At 59.5% G+C, this 14567-nt stretch carries 14 protein-coding genes; 8 read left to right on the forward strand and 6 right to left on the reverse strand.

Annotation, left to right across the window (positions count from 1 at the left end; all coding sequences use genetic code 11):
* The first annotated feature begins 449 nt into the window (after positions 1 to 449).
* Entirely contained in the window at positions 450 to 698 is a 249-nt protein-coding gene (locus tag HCK03_RS19765; RefSeq protein ID WP_041144484.1) for a DUF1158 domain-containing protein, read from the forward strand.
* On the opposite strand, the gene HCK03_RS19770 is transcribed toward HCK03_RS19765, so the two are convergent.
* Positions 627 to 2249 carry an alpha/beta hydrolase-fold protein gene (locus HCK03_RS19770; protein WP_143967578.1) on the reverse strand — a complete coding sequence of 541 codons (1623 nt, stop codon included), beginning with the start codon at positions 2247 to 2249 and terminating at the stop codon, positions 627 to 629. The genes HCK03_RS19765 and HCK03_RS19770 overlap by 72 nt on opposite strands.
* A 154-nt stretch (positions 2250 to 2403) precedes the next feature.
* Between HCK03_RS19770 and HCK03_RS19775 the strand changes: the two genes are divergently transcribed.
* Positions 2404 to 4548: a TonB-dependent siderophore receptor gene (locus HCK03_RS19775; RefSeq protein ID WP_167692073.1), complete on the forward strand. Its 2145-nt coding sequence runs from the start codon at positions 2404 to 2406 to the stop codon at positions 4546 to 4548.
* A 36-nt stretch (positions 4549 to 4584) separates the two neighbouring features.
* On the opposite strand, the gene HCK03_RS19780 is transcribed toward HCK03_RS19775, so the two are convergent.
* Both HCK03_RS19780 and HCK03_RS19785 read right to left on the reverse strand, forming a co-directional pair.
* Complete coding sequence (locus HCK03_RS19780; protein ID WP_041144482.1) at positions 4585 to 4926, reverse strand: RamA family antibiotic efflux transcriptional regulator; 342 nt, start codon at positions 4924 to 4926, stop codon at positions 4585 to 4587.
* A 32-nt stretch (positions 4927 to 4958) separates the two neighbouring features.
* On the reverse strand, positions 4959 to 6059 hold the full coding sequence (locus tag HCK03_RS19785; RefSeq protein ID WP_041144481.1) for an MBL fold metallo-hydrolase: 1101 nt from the start codon (positions 6057 to 6059) through the stop codon (positions 4959 to 4961).
* A 189-nt stretch (positions 6060 to 6248) separates the two neighbouring features.
* On the opposite strand from HCK03_RS19785, the gene HCK03_RS19790 reads away from it, so the two are divergent.
* From HCK03_RS19790 to nfsB, 3 genes are all read left to right on the forward strand, one after another.
* Positions 6249 to 6830: a TetR/AcrR family transcriptional regulator gene (locus tag HCK03_RS19790; protein ID WP_041144480.1), complete on the forward strand. Its 582-nt coding sequence runs from the start codon at positions 6249 to 6251 to the stop codon at positions 6828 to 6830.
* A complete protein-coding gene (locus HCK03_RS19795; protein ID WP_041144479.1) occupies positions 6830 to 7198 on the forward strand; it encodes an MmcQ/YjbR family DNA-binding protein in 369 nt (122 codons plus the stop codon). The genes HCK03_RS19790 and HCK03_RS19795 overlap by 1 nt, the downstream gene beginning before the upstream one ends.
* Before the next feature lie 139 nt (positions 7199 to 7337).
* Positions 7338 to 7991, forward strand: a complete 654-nt coding sequence (nfsB, locus tag HCK03_RS19800) for an oxygen-insensitive NAD(P)H nitroreductase (protein ID WP_041144478.1) — start codon at positions 7338 to 7340, stop codon at positions 7989 to 7991.
* Here the strand turns inward: nfsB and HCK03_RS19805 are convergent.
* Together HCK03_RS19805 and HCK03_RS19810 are read right to left on the reverse strand one after the other, a co-directional pair.
* A complete protein-coding gene (locus HCK03_RS19805) occupies positions 7988 to 8950 on the reverse strand; it encodes a DUF2157 domain-containing protein (RefSeq protein WP_404680727.1) in 963 nt (320 codons plus the stop codon). The two genes, nfsB and HCK03_RS19805, sit on opposite strands and share 4 nt — an antisense overlap.
* A gap of 154 nt (positions 8951 to 9104) precedes the next feature.
* Positions 9105 to 9974 (reverse strand): helix-turn-helix transcriptional regulator, encoded by an 870-nt coding sequence (locus HCK03_RS19810; protein WP_167692074.1) that lies wholly within the window; start codon positions 9972 to 9974, stop codon positions 9105 to 9107.
* A 109-nt stretch (positions 9975 to 10083) separates the two neighbouring features.
* Between HCK03_RS19810 and HCK03_RS19815 the strand changes: the two genes are divergently transcribed.
* Positions 10084 to 11511 carry an MFS transporter gene (locus HCK03_RS19815; RefSeq protein ID WP_167692075.1) on the forward strand — a complete coding sequence of 476 codons (1428 nt, stop codon included), beginning with the start codon at positions 10084 to 10086 and terminating at the stop codon, positions 11509 to 11511.
* Positions 11512 to 11588: 77 nt separating this feature from the next.
* Positions 11589 to 12833 carry a mechanosensitive ion channel family protein gene (locus HCK03_RS19820; RefSeq protein ID WP_041144474.1) on the forward strand — a complete coding sequence of 415 codons (1245 nt, stop codon included), beginning with the start codon at positions 11589 to 11591 and terminating at the stop codon, positions 12831 to 12833.
* A gap of 2 nt (positions 12834 to 12835) precedes the next feature.
* Here the strand turns inward: HCK03_RS19820 and HCK03_RS19825 are convergent, their stop codons facing one another.
* Positions 12836 to 13816: a LacI family DNA-binding transcriptional regulator gene (locus tag HCK03_RS19825; protein WP_115193377.1), complete on the reverse strand. Its 981-nt coding sequence runs from the start codon at positions 13814 to 13816 to the stop codon at positions 12836 to 12838.
* Positions 13817 to 14124: 308 nt separating this feature from the next.
* On the opposite strand from HCK03_RS19825, the gene HCK03_RS19830 reads away from it, so the two are divergent.
* On the forward strand, positions 14125 to 14541 hold the full coding sequence (locus HCK03_RS19830) for an Exc2 family lipoprotein (RefSeq protein ID WP_041144471.1): 417 nt from the start codon (positions 14125 to 14127) through the stop codon (positions 14539 to 14541).
* Positions 14542 to 14567 lie beyond the last annotated feature (26 nt).

Below are 14567 nucleotides of genomic sequence, written 5' to 3' on the forward strand. Positions count from 1 at the left end.
TGGCCAATGAACGATTATAATTTCACGGGATGCGCGAGATTATCCAGTGGCAATTTTTTAATCTCTCGCAAAATTCAAAATATGTGTTAAGTTGTTTCTCAGACCAACTATTACAGAAGATTAATAAACCTATATTAAACGAGGGCCATTATGACTAAAATCTATCGCGGACGCCGCCTGGCGTTGTACGTTGTGCTGGCTATCCTGATTGCCACGCTGGTGGGCTACAGCACCTATAGTTTTGTAAAGGCGATGCTCTAATAATGACTTTAATTTACATTAAAGCGTTATTAAATTAATCACAAAAGTCTCGATTTAAATTAACAGGAAAATTAAAAATGAGGCATCAGATATAATACAGCGAAGGGTAAATAATAGCCGATGAAATAATATTGCGTTAAAGAATATTTTACCCGACAATATGTTTTTTAACTGACGATTAACAAGTAATGAAACATCCGCTTGAAACGCTGATCTCTGCCGCCGGTATCCTGCTGCTGGCTCTGCTCTCCTGCCTGCTGCTGCCGGCCCCCTCCCTTGGGCTCACGCTGGCGCAGAAGCTGGTTGCGACCTTTCACCTGCTCGATCTCAACCAGTTCTACACCCTATTGTTTTGCCTGTGGTTTTTAGCGCTGGGCGCGATTGAATACCTGGTGTTGCGCTGGGTCTGGCGCCGCTGGTTTTCCCTTGAGCGTTAGTCCGGTGAAATCGCGCATCCCCGCCACCAGCGCTTCGCACCACGCGGCATAGTCGTGGCCGCTGGAGGAGGGGTGGAAGCTGACGCGATAGCCTTTGTCGCGCAGCACCTGCTCGAACTCCAGCGTATTGGCATAAATCCCGCCGTCCGGCCCCGAGGTCTCAAACTTGCCCGCCTGCAGCCAGAAGCGCACCGGATAGCGCGGCGACTGCTGGTACTGCCGCGTCAGCCAGCTCGCCTCCTCCCCCTTCGGCGCCCACCAGTACGACCCCGACAGGCTGAGCACGTTGGCAAACTGGCGCGGATAGCGTAGCGCCACCCATGAAGCGGCCAGGCCGCCGTAGCTCGAACCGGCGACCACGGTTTTTTGTCGCGTCGGGTTCAGCCCCTGCTGGCGCAGCCAGGGCAGCAGCTCGTGGGCCATAAAGTCGGCGAAGAAGGGATTGGGCGGCAGCTCTTTGGCCCGCCGCGGGTGGTCGAGGCTGTCGATAAACACCACGTTAATCGGCGGCAGCGCGTGGCTGGCGATCAGGCTATCGAGGACGTTGGCGAAGTGGTATTCATCCTGGTAGGTTTTGCCATCGAACAGCATCAGGGTCCAGCGCGCCGGCTGCGGCAGGCGCGGGCGATAGAGAGTCACCTCCCGGCTGTTGTGCAAAAAGTCGCTGTAGAGCTGATGGCGGGTCAAGGTGCCGTAGCGCAGCGGCTGCGCCATCCGCTGCGGGGTGCAGAAACGCGCCGGGTTGAGCGCCAGCAGCGAATAGCGGTTCCAGCGATCGCGGGCGGTGTTAACGCTGTGCGGATTCAGCGGATCGGCCTGAGCGCTGACCAGAATTGCCCGCCGCTGGTCGCGCGTGCTGCCGTCAATTACCGGCACGTCCGGCGCCAGCTTGTACTGCATCAGCGTATCCGCCGGGACCACGTAGCTGCGAAACCAAACGTCGGAGCTGCCGAGACGAAACAGCGGATCGTGATCGCCCGCCGGCGATCCCAGCAGAAACACGTTGCGGCTCGCCCCGCGCCACAGAAAAGTGACGCGCTTATGGTCGGCGTCCAGCGCCTCAACCATCGGCGTTCCCTCCTGCTCGCGCTCCTGCCAGAAACCCGCCGTTGAGCCCCCCGCCGCCAGCTCCTGCATCAGACGCTGCAGACGCGGGCTAACGGGGTCCAGAGGCTGGTTTTTTGCCAGCGCGGTCGTCTCCTTCATCCGCCACTGAAAGCGCCAGCGGGCCCCCTCTTCGCCGTGCAGCACCAGCGCCGAGGGGCGGTTGACCGGCAGAGAAAACAGCACCGTCTGCTCGCCGTCCGCCGGTCCGCCCGCCAGCAGCGTGCGCAGGCGGCGGTTGTGCTCATCCAGCAGGCGGGCATCCGTTACGCCTGAGAGGGTCGCGGTGACGTAGTTTTCCCCCAACGTCGGCAGGTCAAAACAGACCTCACCGCTGGCATCGAATTTTCCCTGCAGCTCTCCCTGCAGCGAGGGAGACTCGCAGTTCATTGCCGCCGCCGGTAGCGCGCTCATCCCCACCAGCAGACCACTCCATGCCATCTTCATTGCCCGATTATCCCTGTAAGAATTTGTTACCAACGCTAATGCAAATGGTAATGATTTGCAATAACATCTGAGCAGTTGGTGATGACCGTTACATTTTCCCTTAGCGGAAAAACGGGTTTCTATGGCAATTAAAACCAAGGATGTAGCTAAAAATATGTTTAACAATAATAAGATAACAAAACTCTGGGTCACGGGTATGGCGCTGGCTTCATGCGCGGGGCAGGTGCAGGCGACGGAGGAGACGCTGGTGGTCACCGCGGGGAGCAGCGAAGATCCCACCGCGCCGCTTCAGGGGATCGTGGCGACAAAAACGCTCTCGGCCACCAAAACCGCCGCCGAGCTTATCAAAACGCCGCAGTCGGTCTCGGTGGTCACCCGCGATCAGATGCAGGCCCTCGACGTCACCTCGGTATCCCAGGCGCTGCGCTACAGCGCCGGCGTCTTTACCGAGTATCGCGGGTCGTCCAACCGCAACGACGAGGTCTTCGTGCGCGGCTTCAGCTATGTGCCAAAGTATCTCGATGGCCTGAGCTACGGTGCCACCGCCTCCTCGCAAACCGGCACCGTTGACCCGTGGCTGCTGGAGCGCGTGGAGCTGGTGCGCGGCCCGGCCTCGGTGCTGTTTGGTCAGGTCAATCCCGGCGGGCTTATCAGCATGACCAGCAAACGCCCCACCGCCCAGCCGGTTCACGCAGTGCAGTTCCGCACCGGCAACAACCATCTCGCCGAAGGCGCCTTCGATTTTGGCGGCCCGCTGAGCGATGACGGCAGCCTGCTGTATCGCCTGAACGGTATCGCCCGCACGCAGAATAACCAGGTTGACGACTATAAAGAGACGCGGATGGCGATTGCGCCAGCGCTGACCTGGTATCCCAACCAGGCCACCCGCTTCACGCTGCTCACCAGCTATCAAAAAGATCCCGATGCCGGCTACCGCAACTTCCTCCCGCGCTACGGCACCGTCAGCAGCGTCGACGGGAGCTATATTCCGCGCGATTTTAACGTCAGCGACCCTAACTATGACCAGTCGTGGCGCGAACAAACGGCGATCGGCTATGAGTTTGAGCATCAGCTCAACGACACCTTTACGCTGCGCCAGAACGCCCGCTACGCCACCATCAAGCAGAAATACCGCTATCTGGTGTACAGCACCAGCGACGCCAACAGTTCGGTGCTGTCGCGCCGCGCCCAGCGCGAGGAGCGCCAGACCGATGAGTTCGGCATTGATAACCAGCTTGAGGCGCAGTTTACCAGCGGCCAGCTGGCGCATACCGTCATCGGCGGGCTGGACTATAAGACCAGCAAGGATAAACAGTACCTCGGCCGCGCCGGCGGCTCGCAGTACGATATCGACTGGCGCCATCCGGTGTACGGCGTTAACGTCGACGAAAGCACCTTCAGCACCGCCAGCGACGAGCAGCAGAATCTCGACCAGGTGGGGGTCTACCTGCAGGATCAGCTGAGCTGGGAGAGCTGGGAGCTGCTGCTTTCCGGGCGCTACGACTGGGCGGAGGTGCGAACGACCGACTTTACCGACGCCAGCCGCAGCCAGAAAAACGACAGCAAGTTCACCTGGCGCACCGGCCTGCTCTACGCCTTTGATTTCGGCCTCTCTCCGTACATCAGCTACAGCACCTCCTTTGAACCCAACCTGCAAACCAACCGGGCGCCGGGAGTGGGTCCGTTCGACCCGAGCGTGGGCAAGCAGGTGGAGGTCGGCCTGAAGTATCAGCCAAACCAGAATGCGCTGATGACCCTCGCGATGTACGACCTGACGCAGAGCAACGTCGCCACCTACAACAGCGCGGCGGGCTGGTTTGAAAACAGCGGCAAGGTGCGCTCGAAAGGGATTGAGGCCGAGGCGCACGCCACGGTATTCGACAACCTGAACCTGATCGCCTCCTACACCTGGACCGACGCCGAAACCGTCAGCACCACCGTGGCGGGAACCGAAGGGAAAACGCCGGCGCGCATCCCGACGCATATGGCGTCGGCGTTCACCAGCTATACGCTGCCGGGCGGCGCGCTGAAAAGCCTGACCGCCGGGGTCGGCATGCGCTATGTCGGCACCAGCTACGGTGATGCCAAAAACACCTTCAAGGTGCCGGCGGTGGATCTGTATGACGCCATGGTGAGCTATGAGTTAGGCGAGCTTAGCTCGCGCCTGCAGGGGGCGAAGGTGCAGTTTAACGTCAATAATATCGCCGATACCAAATACGTCGCATCGTGCGCCAGCGATAGCGCCTGTTTCTACGGTATTGGTCGGACGGTAACGGCGACGGTCAACTACGCCTGGTAAGAAAAGCATCCGCCGGTCTCCCCCGGCGGATGCGTCTCAATGCGCGCGGTGATGGTTTTCTTTGCGGTAGGCGCCCGGCGGCTGGTTAAACGTCCGGGTAAAGATGCGGGTAAAAGTCTGCTGCGAATCAAAGCCATATTTCAGGCAGATATCGTAAACCCGCTGGTCGGTATCGCGCAGGTCGCGCGCCGCCAGCCGTAGCTTACGCTCACGAATATAGCGCCCCAGACTCTCCCCTTTATATTGTAAAAACAGTCGTTGCAGATGCCATTTTGAGTAACCGGAGTGGCGAGCAATATCATCAATACGCAGCGGCTGATGCAAATTGTCATCAATCCACCCGACGATAGTCTCAATCACCTGAGCGGAAATAGTCATAAGTCCTCTCTCCTCTTAAACCACACTGGCGATTACCGCCACCAGGCATTAAATGATTGTGTCTTATCGGCGACCCAAACCGGCTCGCCCAGCATCGGCGTCAGCAAACGCCATGCCCGCTTTTCACTGGCCTCAGCCAGCCGTTTATAAGGGTCGTCCCAGCTGTGCTTTGCCAGCACGAAACGCCCGGCATGTCCCGGTAATACCGCGCGAGCGCCGAGATCGTCGGCTGCCTGCGCCGTCTCATCCGGCATCATATGAATATATTTCCAGTCCTGGTCGTACTGGCCGTTTTCCATAATCGCCAGATCTACCCCGCCAAACCGCTCGCCGATGGCCTTGAAATGCGGGCCGTAGCCGCTGTCGCCGCTGTAGTAAATTTTCTGCTGCGGCGTCACCAGCATAAAGCTGGCCCACAGCGTCTGATTGCGCTTGAGTCCGCGCCCGGAGAAGTGACGGGCCGGCAGGACGTGCACGGTGAGCTCATCGCTGACCTTCACCGACTCGTTCCAGTCCGCCTCGCTGATAATCGCCCCGTCCATTCCCCAGTAGCGCAGGTGCGAGCCGACGCCCAGCGGCGTGACCACGCGCTTAACTTTCGGCATCAGCGCTTTGATGGTGGCGTAATCGAGATGGTCGTAGTGGTCGTGCGAGATAATCAGCAGATCGATTTCCGGCATCTGCTCCGCGCGCCACGGGTAGTCGCCCGGGAAGGCTTTGTTGATAAACGAAAAGGGTGCGGCATAGTTGCTGAAGACCGGATCAATCAGGATGCGCTTGCCCGCCAGCTGCAAAAACCAGGAGGAGTGGCCGAGCCACACCATCGCGTCCTGCCCCGCCGGGAGGCTGGCAAGATCGGTATTGACCAGCGGCAGCGGCTGCTGCGGCCTGGCGTTTTCACGTTTGGTCACCAGAAAATCCCACCACGCGGCCAGCATGTTTTTCTGTCCGGTAAAGCCCGGCGTGGGCAGCTGGTTATGAAACTGGCCGTCATGATAGTGCGGCGATTGTTCAACGAGGCTAAGCTGTGCGCCCTGTGGCGCCTTACCAAACCCGGCATTTAACACAAACGGTAAAGCTGTTGCTGAGGCTAATAACATGATGGCGACCACGCTGACAATGACACGGTTCATATTCGGACCAGGCTAAACCCTCTGTCCCAAAGGTTTTGCTATAAGACTTGATTATGAGTGAGTAAGCACTCATTATTAGGAAGAAGACGAAAGTCGTCAAGACGATTTTCAATTTTTGACATACACCGTTGCAGTGCCATCACCAGGCATGCTTAGATCCGGGTTTAATTACGTGTGAGGTAAAGTGCAGTGGCTCGTCCTAAGAGTGAAGATAAAAAGCAGGCGTTACTGGAGGCCGCAACCGCCGCCTTCGCCCAGTCAGGTATTGCCGCCTCAACGTCGGCCATAGCCCGCAGCGCGGGGGTTGCCGAGGGGACGCTGTTTCGCTATTTCGCCACCAAGGACGATCTGCTCAACGAGCTGTACCTCTCTATCAAATCGGGCCTGGTGGAGTCGATGGTTGCCGGGCTGACGCCAAACGAGAAGCGCCCAAAAGAGAACGCGCGCAATATCTGGAACAGCTATATCAACTGGGGTATTCGCAACCCGATGGAGCACAAGGCCATCCGCCGGATGGCGCTTAGCGAAAGGATCACCGACGAAACGCGCACCCGCGTTAAAGAGATGTTTCCCGAGCTCAACGAGATGTGCCAGCAGTCGATCAAGGCTATCTTCCAGAGCGACGCCTATCGCGCCTTCTGCGACGCGCTGTTTCTGTCGCTGGCGGAAACAACTATCGAATTTGCCAGCCACGACCCGAACCGCGCCCGGGAGCTGATCGCACTCGGGTTTGAGGCCATGTGGCAGGCGCTGCATGAGGATGCTGCCTGATGACTCCCGATTCACTGCACGACAGCGCCCGGCGAATCGCGCTAACCTACCCGTTTACCGAGCACTGCTGGCCGTTCGGCCCGGAGTACGACGTGTTCAAAGTGGGCGGACGCATTTTTATGCTGACCACCCACGTTCGCGGCCGGGCGCTGGTGAACCTCAAGGCCGAGCCGCAAAAATCACTGCTGAACCAGGAGATTTATCGCAGCATTGAGCCGGGCTACCACATGAACAAGAAGCACTGGATTACCGTGGTTCCCGGCGCCGATATCAGCGAAGATCTGCTGGCGGAGCTGATTGACGATTCGTGGAACCAGGTGGTGAACAAACTGCCGAAAAAGGTCCAGCAGCGGCTGCGCCCTGAATGATTTTCAGCGCAGCGCGATAAGTGTTATCGCATTTTTGTCTCTTATCATTTCCCCGGCATCGCTGTACTCTTCCTTCCCTGAACGCTCCGTAAGGGGCTGTAAACTCAAATTATCTTGAGATTAAACCTGAGGAAGAGTTATGGATATCGTTGCCGTCGCCCTAAAACGCTACTCCACCAAGGCATTTGATGCCAGCAAGAAACTGACCGCAGACCAGGCGGAAAACCTGAAAACGCTGCTGCAGTTCAGCCCGTCGAGCACCAACTCCCAGCCGTGGCACTTTATCGTTGCCAGCAGCGATGAGGGCAAGGCGCGGGTGGCTAAAGCGGCCAGCGGCACCTACGTGTTCAACGAACGTAAAATCCTCGATGCGTCCCACGTGGTTGTTTTCTGTGCCAAAACCGAGCTGGACGATGCCTGGCTGGAGCGCGTGGTCGACCAGGAGGAGGCCGACGGCCGCTTCGCGACGCCGGAAGCCAAAGCGGGTAACCACAAGGGCCGCACCTTCTTTGCCGATATTCACCGCAAAGATCTTAACGACGCTAACCACTGGATGGCAAAACAGGTCTATCTGAACGTCGGCAACTTCCTGCTCGGCGTTGCCGCCATGGGCCTCGATGCGGTGCCGATTGAAGGCGTCGATTTCGCCATCCTCGACGCTGAGTTCGACCTCAAGGCGCAGGGCTATACCAGCATAGTGGTGGTGCCGGTTGGCCATCATAGCGTCGAAGATTTCAACGCCGCGCTGCCAAAATCACGCCTGCCGCAGGCGACCACCATTACCGAGATTTAATCGCCCCCGGCACGCCGCTCGCCGGCGTGCCAGATTCTTTCCGCGTAGCGGCCGAGCACGGCCAGCGACGCCGCCAGAATCAGGAAGAACACCACCTTATGCATGCTCCCCCAGAAATACTCGAAAAAGCGGGTATAGAGATTTATGGCGAGGAACGTCAGGCCAAACCCCCGCAGCATGCCGTCATCGGTTTTGAGGCTAATAGAGATACAGATAACCGCCGCCACGCCAAACAGCAGCGCCCACGGCAGCAGCTGCGTCGGTGAAAGGCCGTACCAGCTATCCAGATCGTGGTTGCCAAAAATCGACAAAATCCAAAGCGCAATAAACAGATAGGTCAGGCCCATCGCCTTGCTGACGCTAAACAGCCGCCGCTGACGCAGCCGCTTTTGCAGCGCAAAACAGAGCGCCAGCAGCGCGCCGCCAAACAGCACAAAGCGAATCGGGTAGCTCATCCCCAGCCAGTAAGCGCCCCACCCTGATACATAGCCGGTTTCCGCCCCGAACCAGTTGCCGAGCGCCAGCAGAAAAAATAGCCACACCAGCCCGGAGCGGCCGGCGTAGCCAATGGCGCCGTAAATCGCACAGCCGACGAGGAACAGCGGAGCAATATGGCCGCTGCCGTCATCCAGCCGCACGCCGAGCTGCCAGAGCGCCACCGCGGTAAACACAACGCCGGTAAACAGCATCGCCTCGGTGCTGTAGTGCCACTGCGCTTCTCGCCGCTGGCGGCGAAAGCCCCAGCCATAACACGCCAGGGCAATCACCGTCGGCAGGGCAATACGCGCCAGCGCCGAGTCGCTGAACAGGTTCACCAGCCAGGCGATCGCGTCGCTATCGGCGAACAGGCTGCCCAGCGCAATGAGCAGGCAGGCCAGCGCCGTCCAGAAGGCGTAGCGGCTCAGGCGCTGCCAGTCGAAGGGTGAACGAACTAAATGCGCGTTTAAATGCTGCTGCATCCGCTCATCGATGACGTTATCTTCCCGCCAGCGGCTCACGGCCTCGCGAATAATCTTTTCCTGTCTGCGCGTCACTTTCATTGATAGTCATATCCCTACGGCAATATCGCATCAGTATGACACGGAAAGCGCGCCGCGGCCTGCCGGCGCCCTCTCAGCCCTGCTTGTCCAGCCACGCCAGCGCCTGCTCGCCGGCCTCATCCATCGGCAGATAGACCAGCAGCCGCGAGCCGTTGCGCGGCGCCGAGTACCAGTACATCTGCTGCAGGCTAAAGCGCCCCAGCTGCGGATGGTGGAAGTTCTTCACCTGATTCTCCACGCCGCGGACCTCGTAGCGCTGATGCCACAGCGACTCAAACTCCGCCGAGGCGGCGAAAAATCGCGCCAGCTTATTTTCCCACAGCGGATCGCCCCGATGCTCGGCCATCGCCGCGCGGAAATAGGAGACAAAGGTCGCCAGCACGTCGCGGTTTTCAATCCGGCTGCGCCAGGTTTCGTTGGTCAGATACAGGTAGATGCAGTTGCGGTCCTCTTCCGGGAGACTCGCAAAATCGAGGCCCATCAGGCGGCAGAAGCTCTCGTTCCACGCCACGATATCGAAGTTCGGCTTTTGGATACTGGCCGGCTGCGGCATCAGGCTGTCGAGCATCCGCCGGGTGCCGGGGCTTATCCCTTCGCACACCGTCACCTGCGTGGCTTCCGGCGGCGTCAGCCCCGCCAGCACGAACAGGTGCCGGGTCTCCAGCGGGCTGCACTGCAGCGCATTCGCCACCGCAACCAGCACCGACTCCGAGGGGTTAACGTCCCGCCCCTGCTCCAGCCAGGTGTACCAGGTGACGCCGACGTCGGCGAGCATCGCCACCTCTTCGCGGCGCAGGCCGGGCGTTCGCCGCCGCCCGACGCGCGGCAGGCCGAGACGCTGCGGGTCGAGGCTCTCACGGCGGGCGCGCAGAAAGGCGCCGAGCTGTTTACGGCTGTCGTCGGGCGCGACCGACAGCGGCGCGCGTTGCGGCATTACGGTCATATGACCTCCAACATGGTAGTGTCAATACCAGTATAAGCAGGAACTGGTACCCGTTTAATTTATCGTTGATGCTACGTCCATCCGCTGAATGACGCAATGGAGAGATCCAATGAATTCGTCTGCTGTTTCACCCGGCCGCGCCGGTTTATTCCTGCTGTTAACCGGTCAGATGCTGCCGCTGATCGACACCTCAATCACCAACGTCGCGCTGGATTCCATCACCCACTCGCTGGACGCCAGCGCCACCCAGCTGGAGCTGATCGTCGCGCTCTACGGCGTCGCCTTTGCGGTATGCCTGGCGATGGGCAGCAAGCTCGGCGATAACTACGGTCGCCGGCGCCTGTTTATGTGGGGCGTGACGCTGTTCGGCGTCGCCTCTCTGCTCTGCGGGATGGCCAGCTCCATCGGCGAGCTGCTGGCGGCACGTACCCTGCAGGGCGCCGGAGCGGCGCTGATCGTCCCGCAGATCCTCGCCACCCTGCACGTTACCCTGAAGGGCAGCGCCCACGCGCGCGCCATCAGCCTCTACGGCGGTATCGGCGGGATCGCGTTTATCGTCGGCCAGATGGGCGGCGGCTGGCTGGTCTCGGCGGATATTGCCGGGCTGGGCTGGCGCAACGCGTTCTTTATCAACGTGCCGATCTGCCTGCTGGTGCTGGCCTTTAGCCAGCGCTACGTGCCGGAAACGCGGCGCGAAGGCCACTCGACAATCGACTGGCAGGGCACCTTCAGCCTGGCGCTGATCCTCTGCTGCCTGCTGTTCCCGATGGCGCTGGGGCCGGAGCTGCACTGGCCGTGGACGCTGCAGCTGATGCTGGTGGCGGTGCTGCCGCTGCTGGCATGGATGCGCGCGAGCGCGCTGCGCAAACAGCGTCGCGGCGAGCAGCCGCTGCTGCCTCCGCGCCTGCTCAGGCTCACCAGCATTCGCTTCGGCATGGCGACCGCCCTGCTGTTTTTCAGCGCCTGGTCCGGGTTTATGTTCTGTATGGCGCTGACCATGCAGGCCGGGATGGGGATGGCGCCGTGGCAGTCGGGCAACAGCTTTATCGCCCTTGGGGTGGCCTATTTCGTCTCCGCGCTGTACGCGCCAAAGCTGATTGCCCGCTACAGCATGGGGCGGATTTTGCTGATCGGCCTGATGGTGCAGATTATCGGCCTGCTGCTGCTGATGGCGACCTTTTATCATTTCGCCACCCGCACCTCGGCCCTGGCGCTGGTGCCTTCCACCGCGCTGGTCGGCTACGGCCAGGCGCTGATCGTCAACAGCTTTTACCGTATCGGGATGCGCGACATTAGCGCCAGCGACGCCGGAGCCGGCAGCGCGATCCTCAGCACCCTGCAGCAGGCCTCGCTGGGGCTCGGCCCGGCGCTGCTCGGTTCGCTCTTTTTAGCCCTCGCCCAGCGCAGCGGCGGCGACTACACGCTGGCGCTGATCGACTTTCTGGCGGTTGAGGTGGTGATGATGCTGCTGCTCGGCGCCATCGCCCTGCGCCTGCGCCATCATCTGAATATTCGCCCGCTGGTCGCCGCCTCATAATTCATCGGCGCGCGGCCGGAGATTTGCATAATAGGCATCCAGCGGTCATCATAACCGCTGGATGTAAAGGAGACGTTATGCAGGAATTAATATCGCAAATCGCCGCAGCCGGCATCAAAATTACCCCGACGACCTCGCTCATTATTATCTTCGGCATTATTTTTGTGACTGCCATTGTTGTCCATTTAATATTGCACAAGGTGGTCCTGCGGACCTTCGAAAAGCGCGCGCAGGCCAGCAGCCACCTGTGGCTGCAAATCATTACCCAGAACAAGCTGTTTCATCGGCTGGCCTTTACCCTTCAGGGTATTATCGTCAACGTGCAGGCGGTTCTGTGGCTGCAAAAAGGCAGTGAAGCCGCCGACATATTAACTACCGGCGCTCAGCTGTGGGTGATGATATATGCCCTGCTGTCCTTCTTCTCGCTGCTGGACGTAGTGTTCAACCTCTCGCAAAAATTCGCCACCGCGTCGCAGCTGCCGCTGAAGGGCATATTCCAGGGCGTAAAGCTGGTCAGCGCGATTATCATCGGAATTCTGGTGATTTCACTGCTGATTGGCCAGTCGCCGGCCATTCTGATTAGCGGCCTTGGCGCCATGGCCGCGGTCCTGATGCTGGTGTTTAAGGACCCGATTCTCGGCCTGGTGGCCGGTATCCAGCTCTCCGCCAACGACATGCTCAAGCTCGGCGACTGGCTGGAGATGCCGAAATACGGCGCCGACGGCGCGGTTATCGATATCGGCCTGACAACGGTAAAGGTCCGCAACTGGGATAACACCATCACCACCGTGCCGACCTGGTCGCTGGTTTCTGACTCCTTTAAAAACTGGAGCGGCATGTCGGCCTCCGGCGGCCGCCGAATTAAGCGCAGCCTGAATATTGACACCACCAGCATCCATTTTCTCGATGAGCAGGAGCAGCAGCGTTTAGTCCAGGCAAAGCTGCTGAAACCCTATATGGACTCGCGGCATGAGGAGATCAGCCTGTGGAATCAGCAAAACGCTGCCGATCGCTCGGTGCTGAACCTGCGCAAGATGACCAATATCGGCACCTTCCGCGCCTATTTGCAGGAGTATCTCCGCAACCATCCGCGGCTGCGTAAAGATATGACGATGATGGTGCGCCAGCTGGCGCCGGATGCCAACGGCCTGCCGATTGAGATCTACTGCTTCACCAGCACCGTGGTGTGGGCGGAGTATGAGAGCATTCAGGCCGATATTTTCGACCACATCTTCGCCGTGGTCGACGAGTTTGGCCTGCGCATTCACCAGTCGCCTACCGGCAACGACATTCGCTCGCTGGCCGGGCGTATCGGCGCCTGACCTCAGGTACTGGCGCGGGTAATCACGCGCCAGTCCATCATCACCCGCTCGGCTTCCGCCGTCGGGTTATCGATTTTCTTCAGCAGCAGGGTGACCGCCGTGCGGCCAATATCGCGCGACGGCTGCTCAACGGTGGTCAGCTGCGGCGAGACCATCTCCGCCAGCTCGGTGCCGTCAAAGCCGATCACCGCAATATCTTCCGGCACCCGCAGACCGGCCAGGGCAATGGCCCGCAGGGCGCCGGCGGCCAGCGAATCCGCCACCGCAAAAACCGCATCAGGCCGCTCTTTCGCCGCCAGCAGGCTTTCCATCGCCGCCTTTCCGGCCGCGGCGCTGAGATCGCTGGCATAGGCCACCTGCTGATAGCTGAGATCCCGCACGTGCAGCACGCTTTTATAGCCGCGCTCGCGCAGGCGGGCGTAGCGATAGCTCAGGTCGTGGTTGATCAGGGCGATTCGCTGACGGCCGCTCTGCGCCAGGCGCAGCACCGCCCCCTGCGCCGCGTCAAGATCGTTGATCCCCACGCAGGAGATATTGCCGGCGTCGGCGTATTCGGCGCACTGCACCCACGGCGCGTCGCCGATAAGCGTGGTCAGCTCCGGCAGGCTGGCGAGCGCGTTCATCGTAATCACACCATCGACCATTTTCCCGGAGAGCAGCTGCAGCCCAGAGGTTGAGCGCGCCAAATCGGAGCCGGAGTGGCAGAGCAAAATACGATACCCGTGCTTTTCAGCTTCCTCTTCTATCCCCTTCACTACCTCGGCGCAAAAGGGATTGGCGATATTGGAGACCATCACCAGGATCATGTAGCTGCGGGCGGTCCGCAGCTGGCGGGCCAGCAGGTTGGGCTGATAGTTGCTTTCCTCAATTGCCTGCAGCACGCGCTCGCGATTTTTCGCTTTAACGGTCTCGCTGTTGTTGAGCACGCGCGATACCGTCGCCACCGAGACGCCCGCCAGACGAGCAATTTTCTGAATTGACATAGGGGCTGCACTTCCTGCGATAAGCGTAATATGACGCAGGCTATCATAAATGAGCGTGCCGCAGGCATCCAGCGTCGTCGGGAGCGGCGAGATGGCCCGCCCGGGCGGCAAAATCCTTCGCCGGGCTGGCCGCGGCGAAAACTATCAATTATCAGGGCTCTTATCTTCTGGCGTTTACGCTGTCTTTTTTTTATGCAAAATAGGGCTCAAAGACGACGCCAGCGGTACGTTAGCTACGCCTTCTTAAAAGAAATAATTATTATATTTTCAATTAGTTAATAAACTCATAATTAGGGATGATGTTACCAATGAAATTAAAATCAACGATTATCGTTCTCGGCTGCGCGGCGGCCCTTCTTTCCGGCTGCAGCGCCTCAAAGTCTTCGCCTGAACGCCACGCCTACTATTTTGTCGCCCACCGCTCCGACTTTGTCGGCGGCAACTATGCCGTGAATCGCCAGGATAATTACCGCTTAAACCTGCCGACGTTCAGCAAAACCTATCAGCTCGGCAAAGAGGATCGCGCGGCGGGAATGAGTGAAAATGACGCCAGAAGCCGGGCCGAGCAGATTAAGCAGCAGGCCAGCAAAGGCACGAAGACCGAGCACTCTTTTGACCGCAAGGCGGACGATAAGTGGAGCGCGTCGATGGAAGATAAGGACGCCCAGCTGTTTGGCCGCGAGCTCTCCGCCGCCTATCTCGATGGTTATCTCGGCGTGAAATAGCCCGGCAGTGCGCCACCCGAGGTGGC

It is taken from the genome of Klebsiella terrigena, assembly GCF_012029655.1.
In the GTDB taxonomy this organism is placed as follows: domain Bacteria; phylum Pseudomonadota; class Gammaproteobacteria; order Enterobacterales; family Enterobacteriaceae; genus Klebsiella; species Klebsiella terrigena.

Excerpts from the sequence above, each read along its gene's own strand:
- HCK03_RS19765 (WP_041144484.1), top strand. The coding sequence starts at position 450 with ATGAAACATCCGCTTGAAACGCTGATCTCTGCCGCCGGTATCCTGCTG.
- HCK03_RS19770 (WP_143967578.1), bottom strand. The coding sequence starts at position 2,249 with ATGAAGATGGCATGGAGTGGTCTGCTGGTGGGGATGAGCGCGCTACCG.
- HCK03_RS19775 (WP_167692073.1), top strand. The coding sequence starts at position 2,404 with ATGTTTAACAATAATAAGATAACAAAACTCTGGGTCACGGGTATGGCG.
- HCK03_RS19780 (WP_041144482.1), bottom strand. The coding sequence starts at position 4,926 with ATGACTATTTCCGCTCAGGTGATTGAGACTATCGTCGGGTGGATTGAT.
- HCK03_RS19785 (WP_041144481.1), bottom strand. The coding sequence starts at position 6,059 with ATGAACCGTGTCATTGTCAGCGTGGTCGCCATCATGTTATTAGCCTCA.
- HCK03_RS19795 (WP_041144479.1), top strand. The coding sequence starts at position 6,830 with ATGACTCCCGATTCACTGCACGACAGCGCCCGGCGAATCGCGCTAACC.
- nfsB (WP_041144478.1), top strand. The coding sequence starts at position 7,338 with ATGGATATCGTTGCCGTCGCCCTAAAACGCTACTCCACCAAGGCATTT.
- HCK03_RS19805 (WP_404680727.1), bottom strand. The coding sequence starts at position 8,950 with ATGCAGCAGCATTTAAACGCGCATTTAGTTCGTTCACCCTTCGACTGG.
- HCK03_RS19810 (WP_167692074.1), bottom strand. The coding sequence starts at position 9,974 with ATGACCGTAATGCCGCAACGCGCGCCGCTGTCGGTCGCGCCCGACGAC.
- HCK03_RS19815 (WP_167692075.1), top strand. The coding sequence starts at position 10,084 with ATGAATTCGTCTGCTGTTTCACCCGGCCGCGCCGGTTTATTCCTGCTG.
- HCK03_RS19820 (WP_041144474.1), top strand. The coding sequence starts at position 11,589 with ATGCAGGAATTAATATCGCAAATCGCCGCAGCCGGCATCAAAATTACC.
- HCK03_RS19825 (WP_115193377.1), bottom strand. The coding sequence starts at position 13,816 with ATGTCAATTCAGAAAATTGCTCGTCTGGCGGGCGTCTCGGTGGCGACG.
- HCK03_RS19830 (WP_041144471.1), top strand. The coding sequence starts at position 14,125 with ATGAAATTAAAATCAACGATTATCGTTCTCGGCTGCGCGGCGGCCCTT.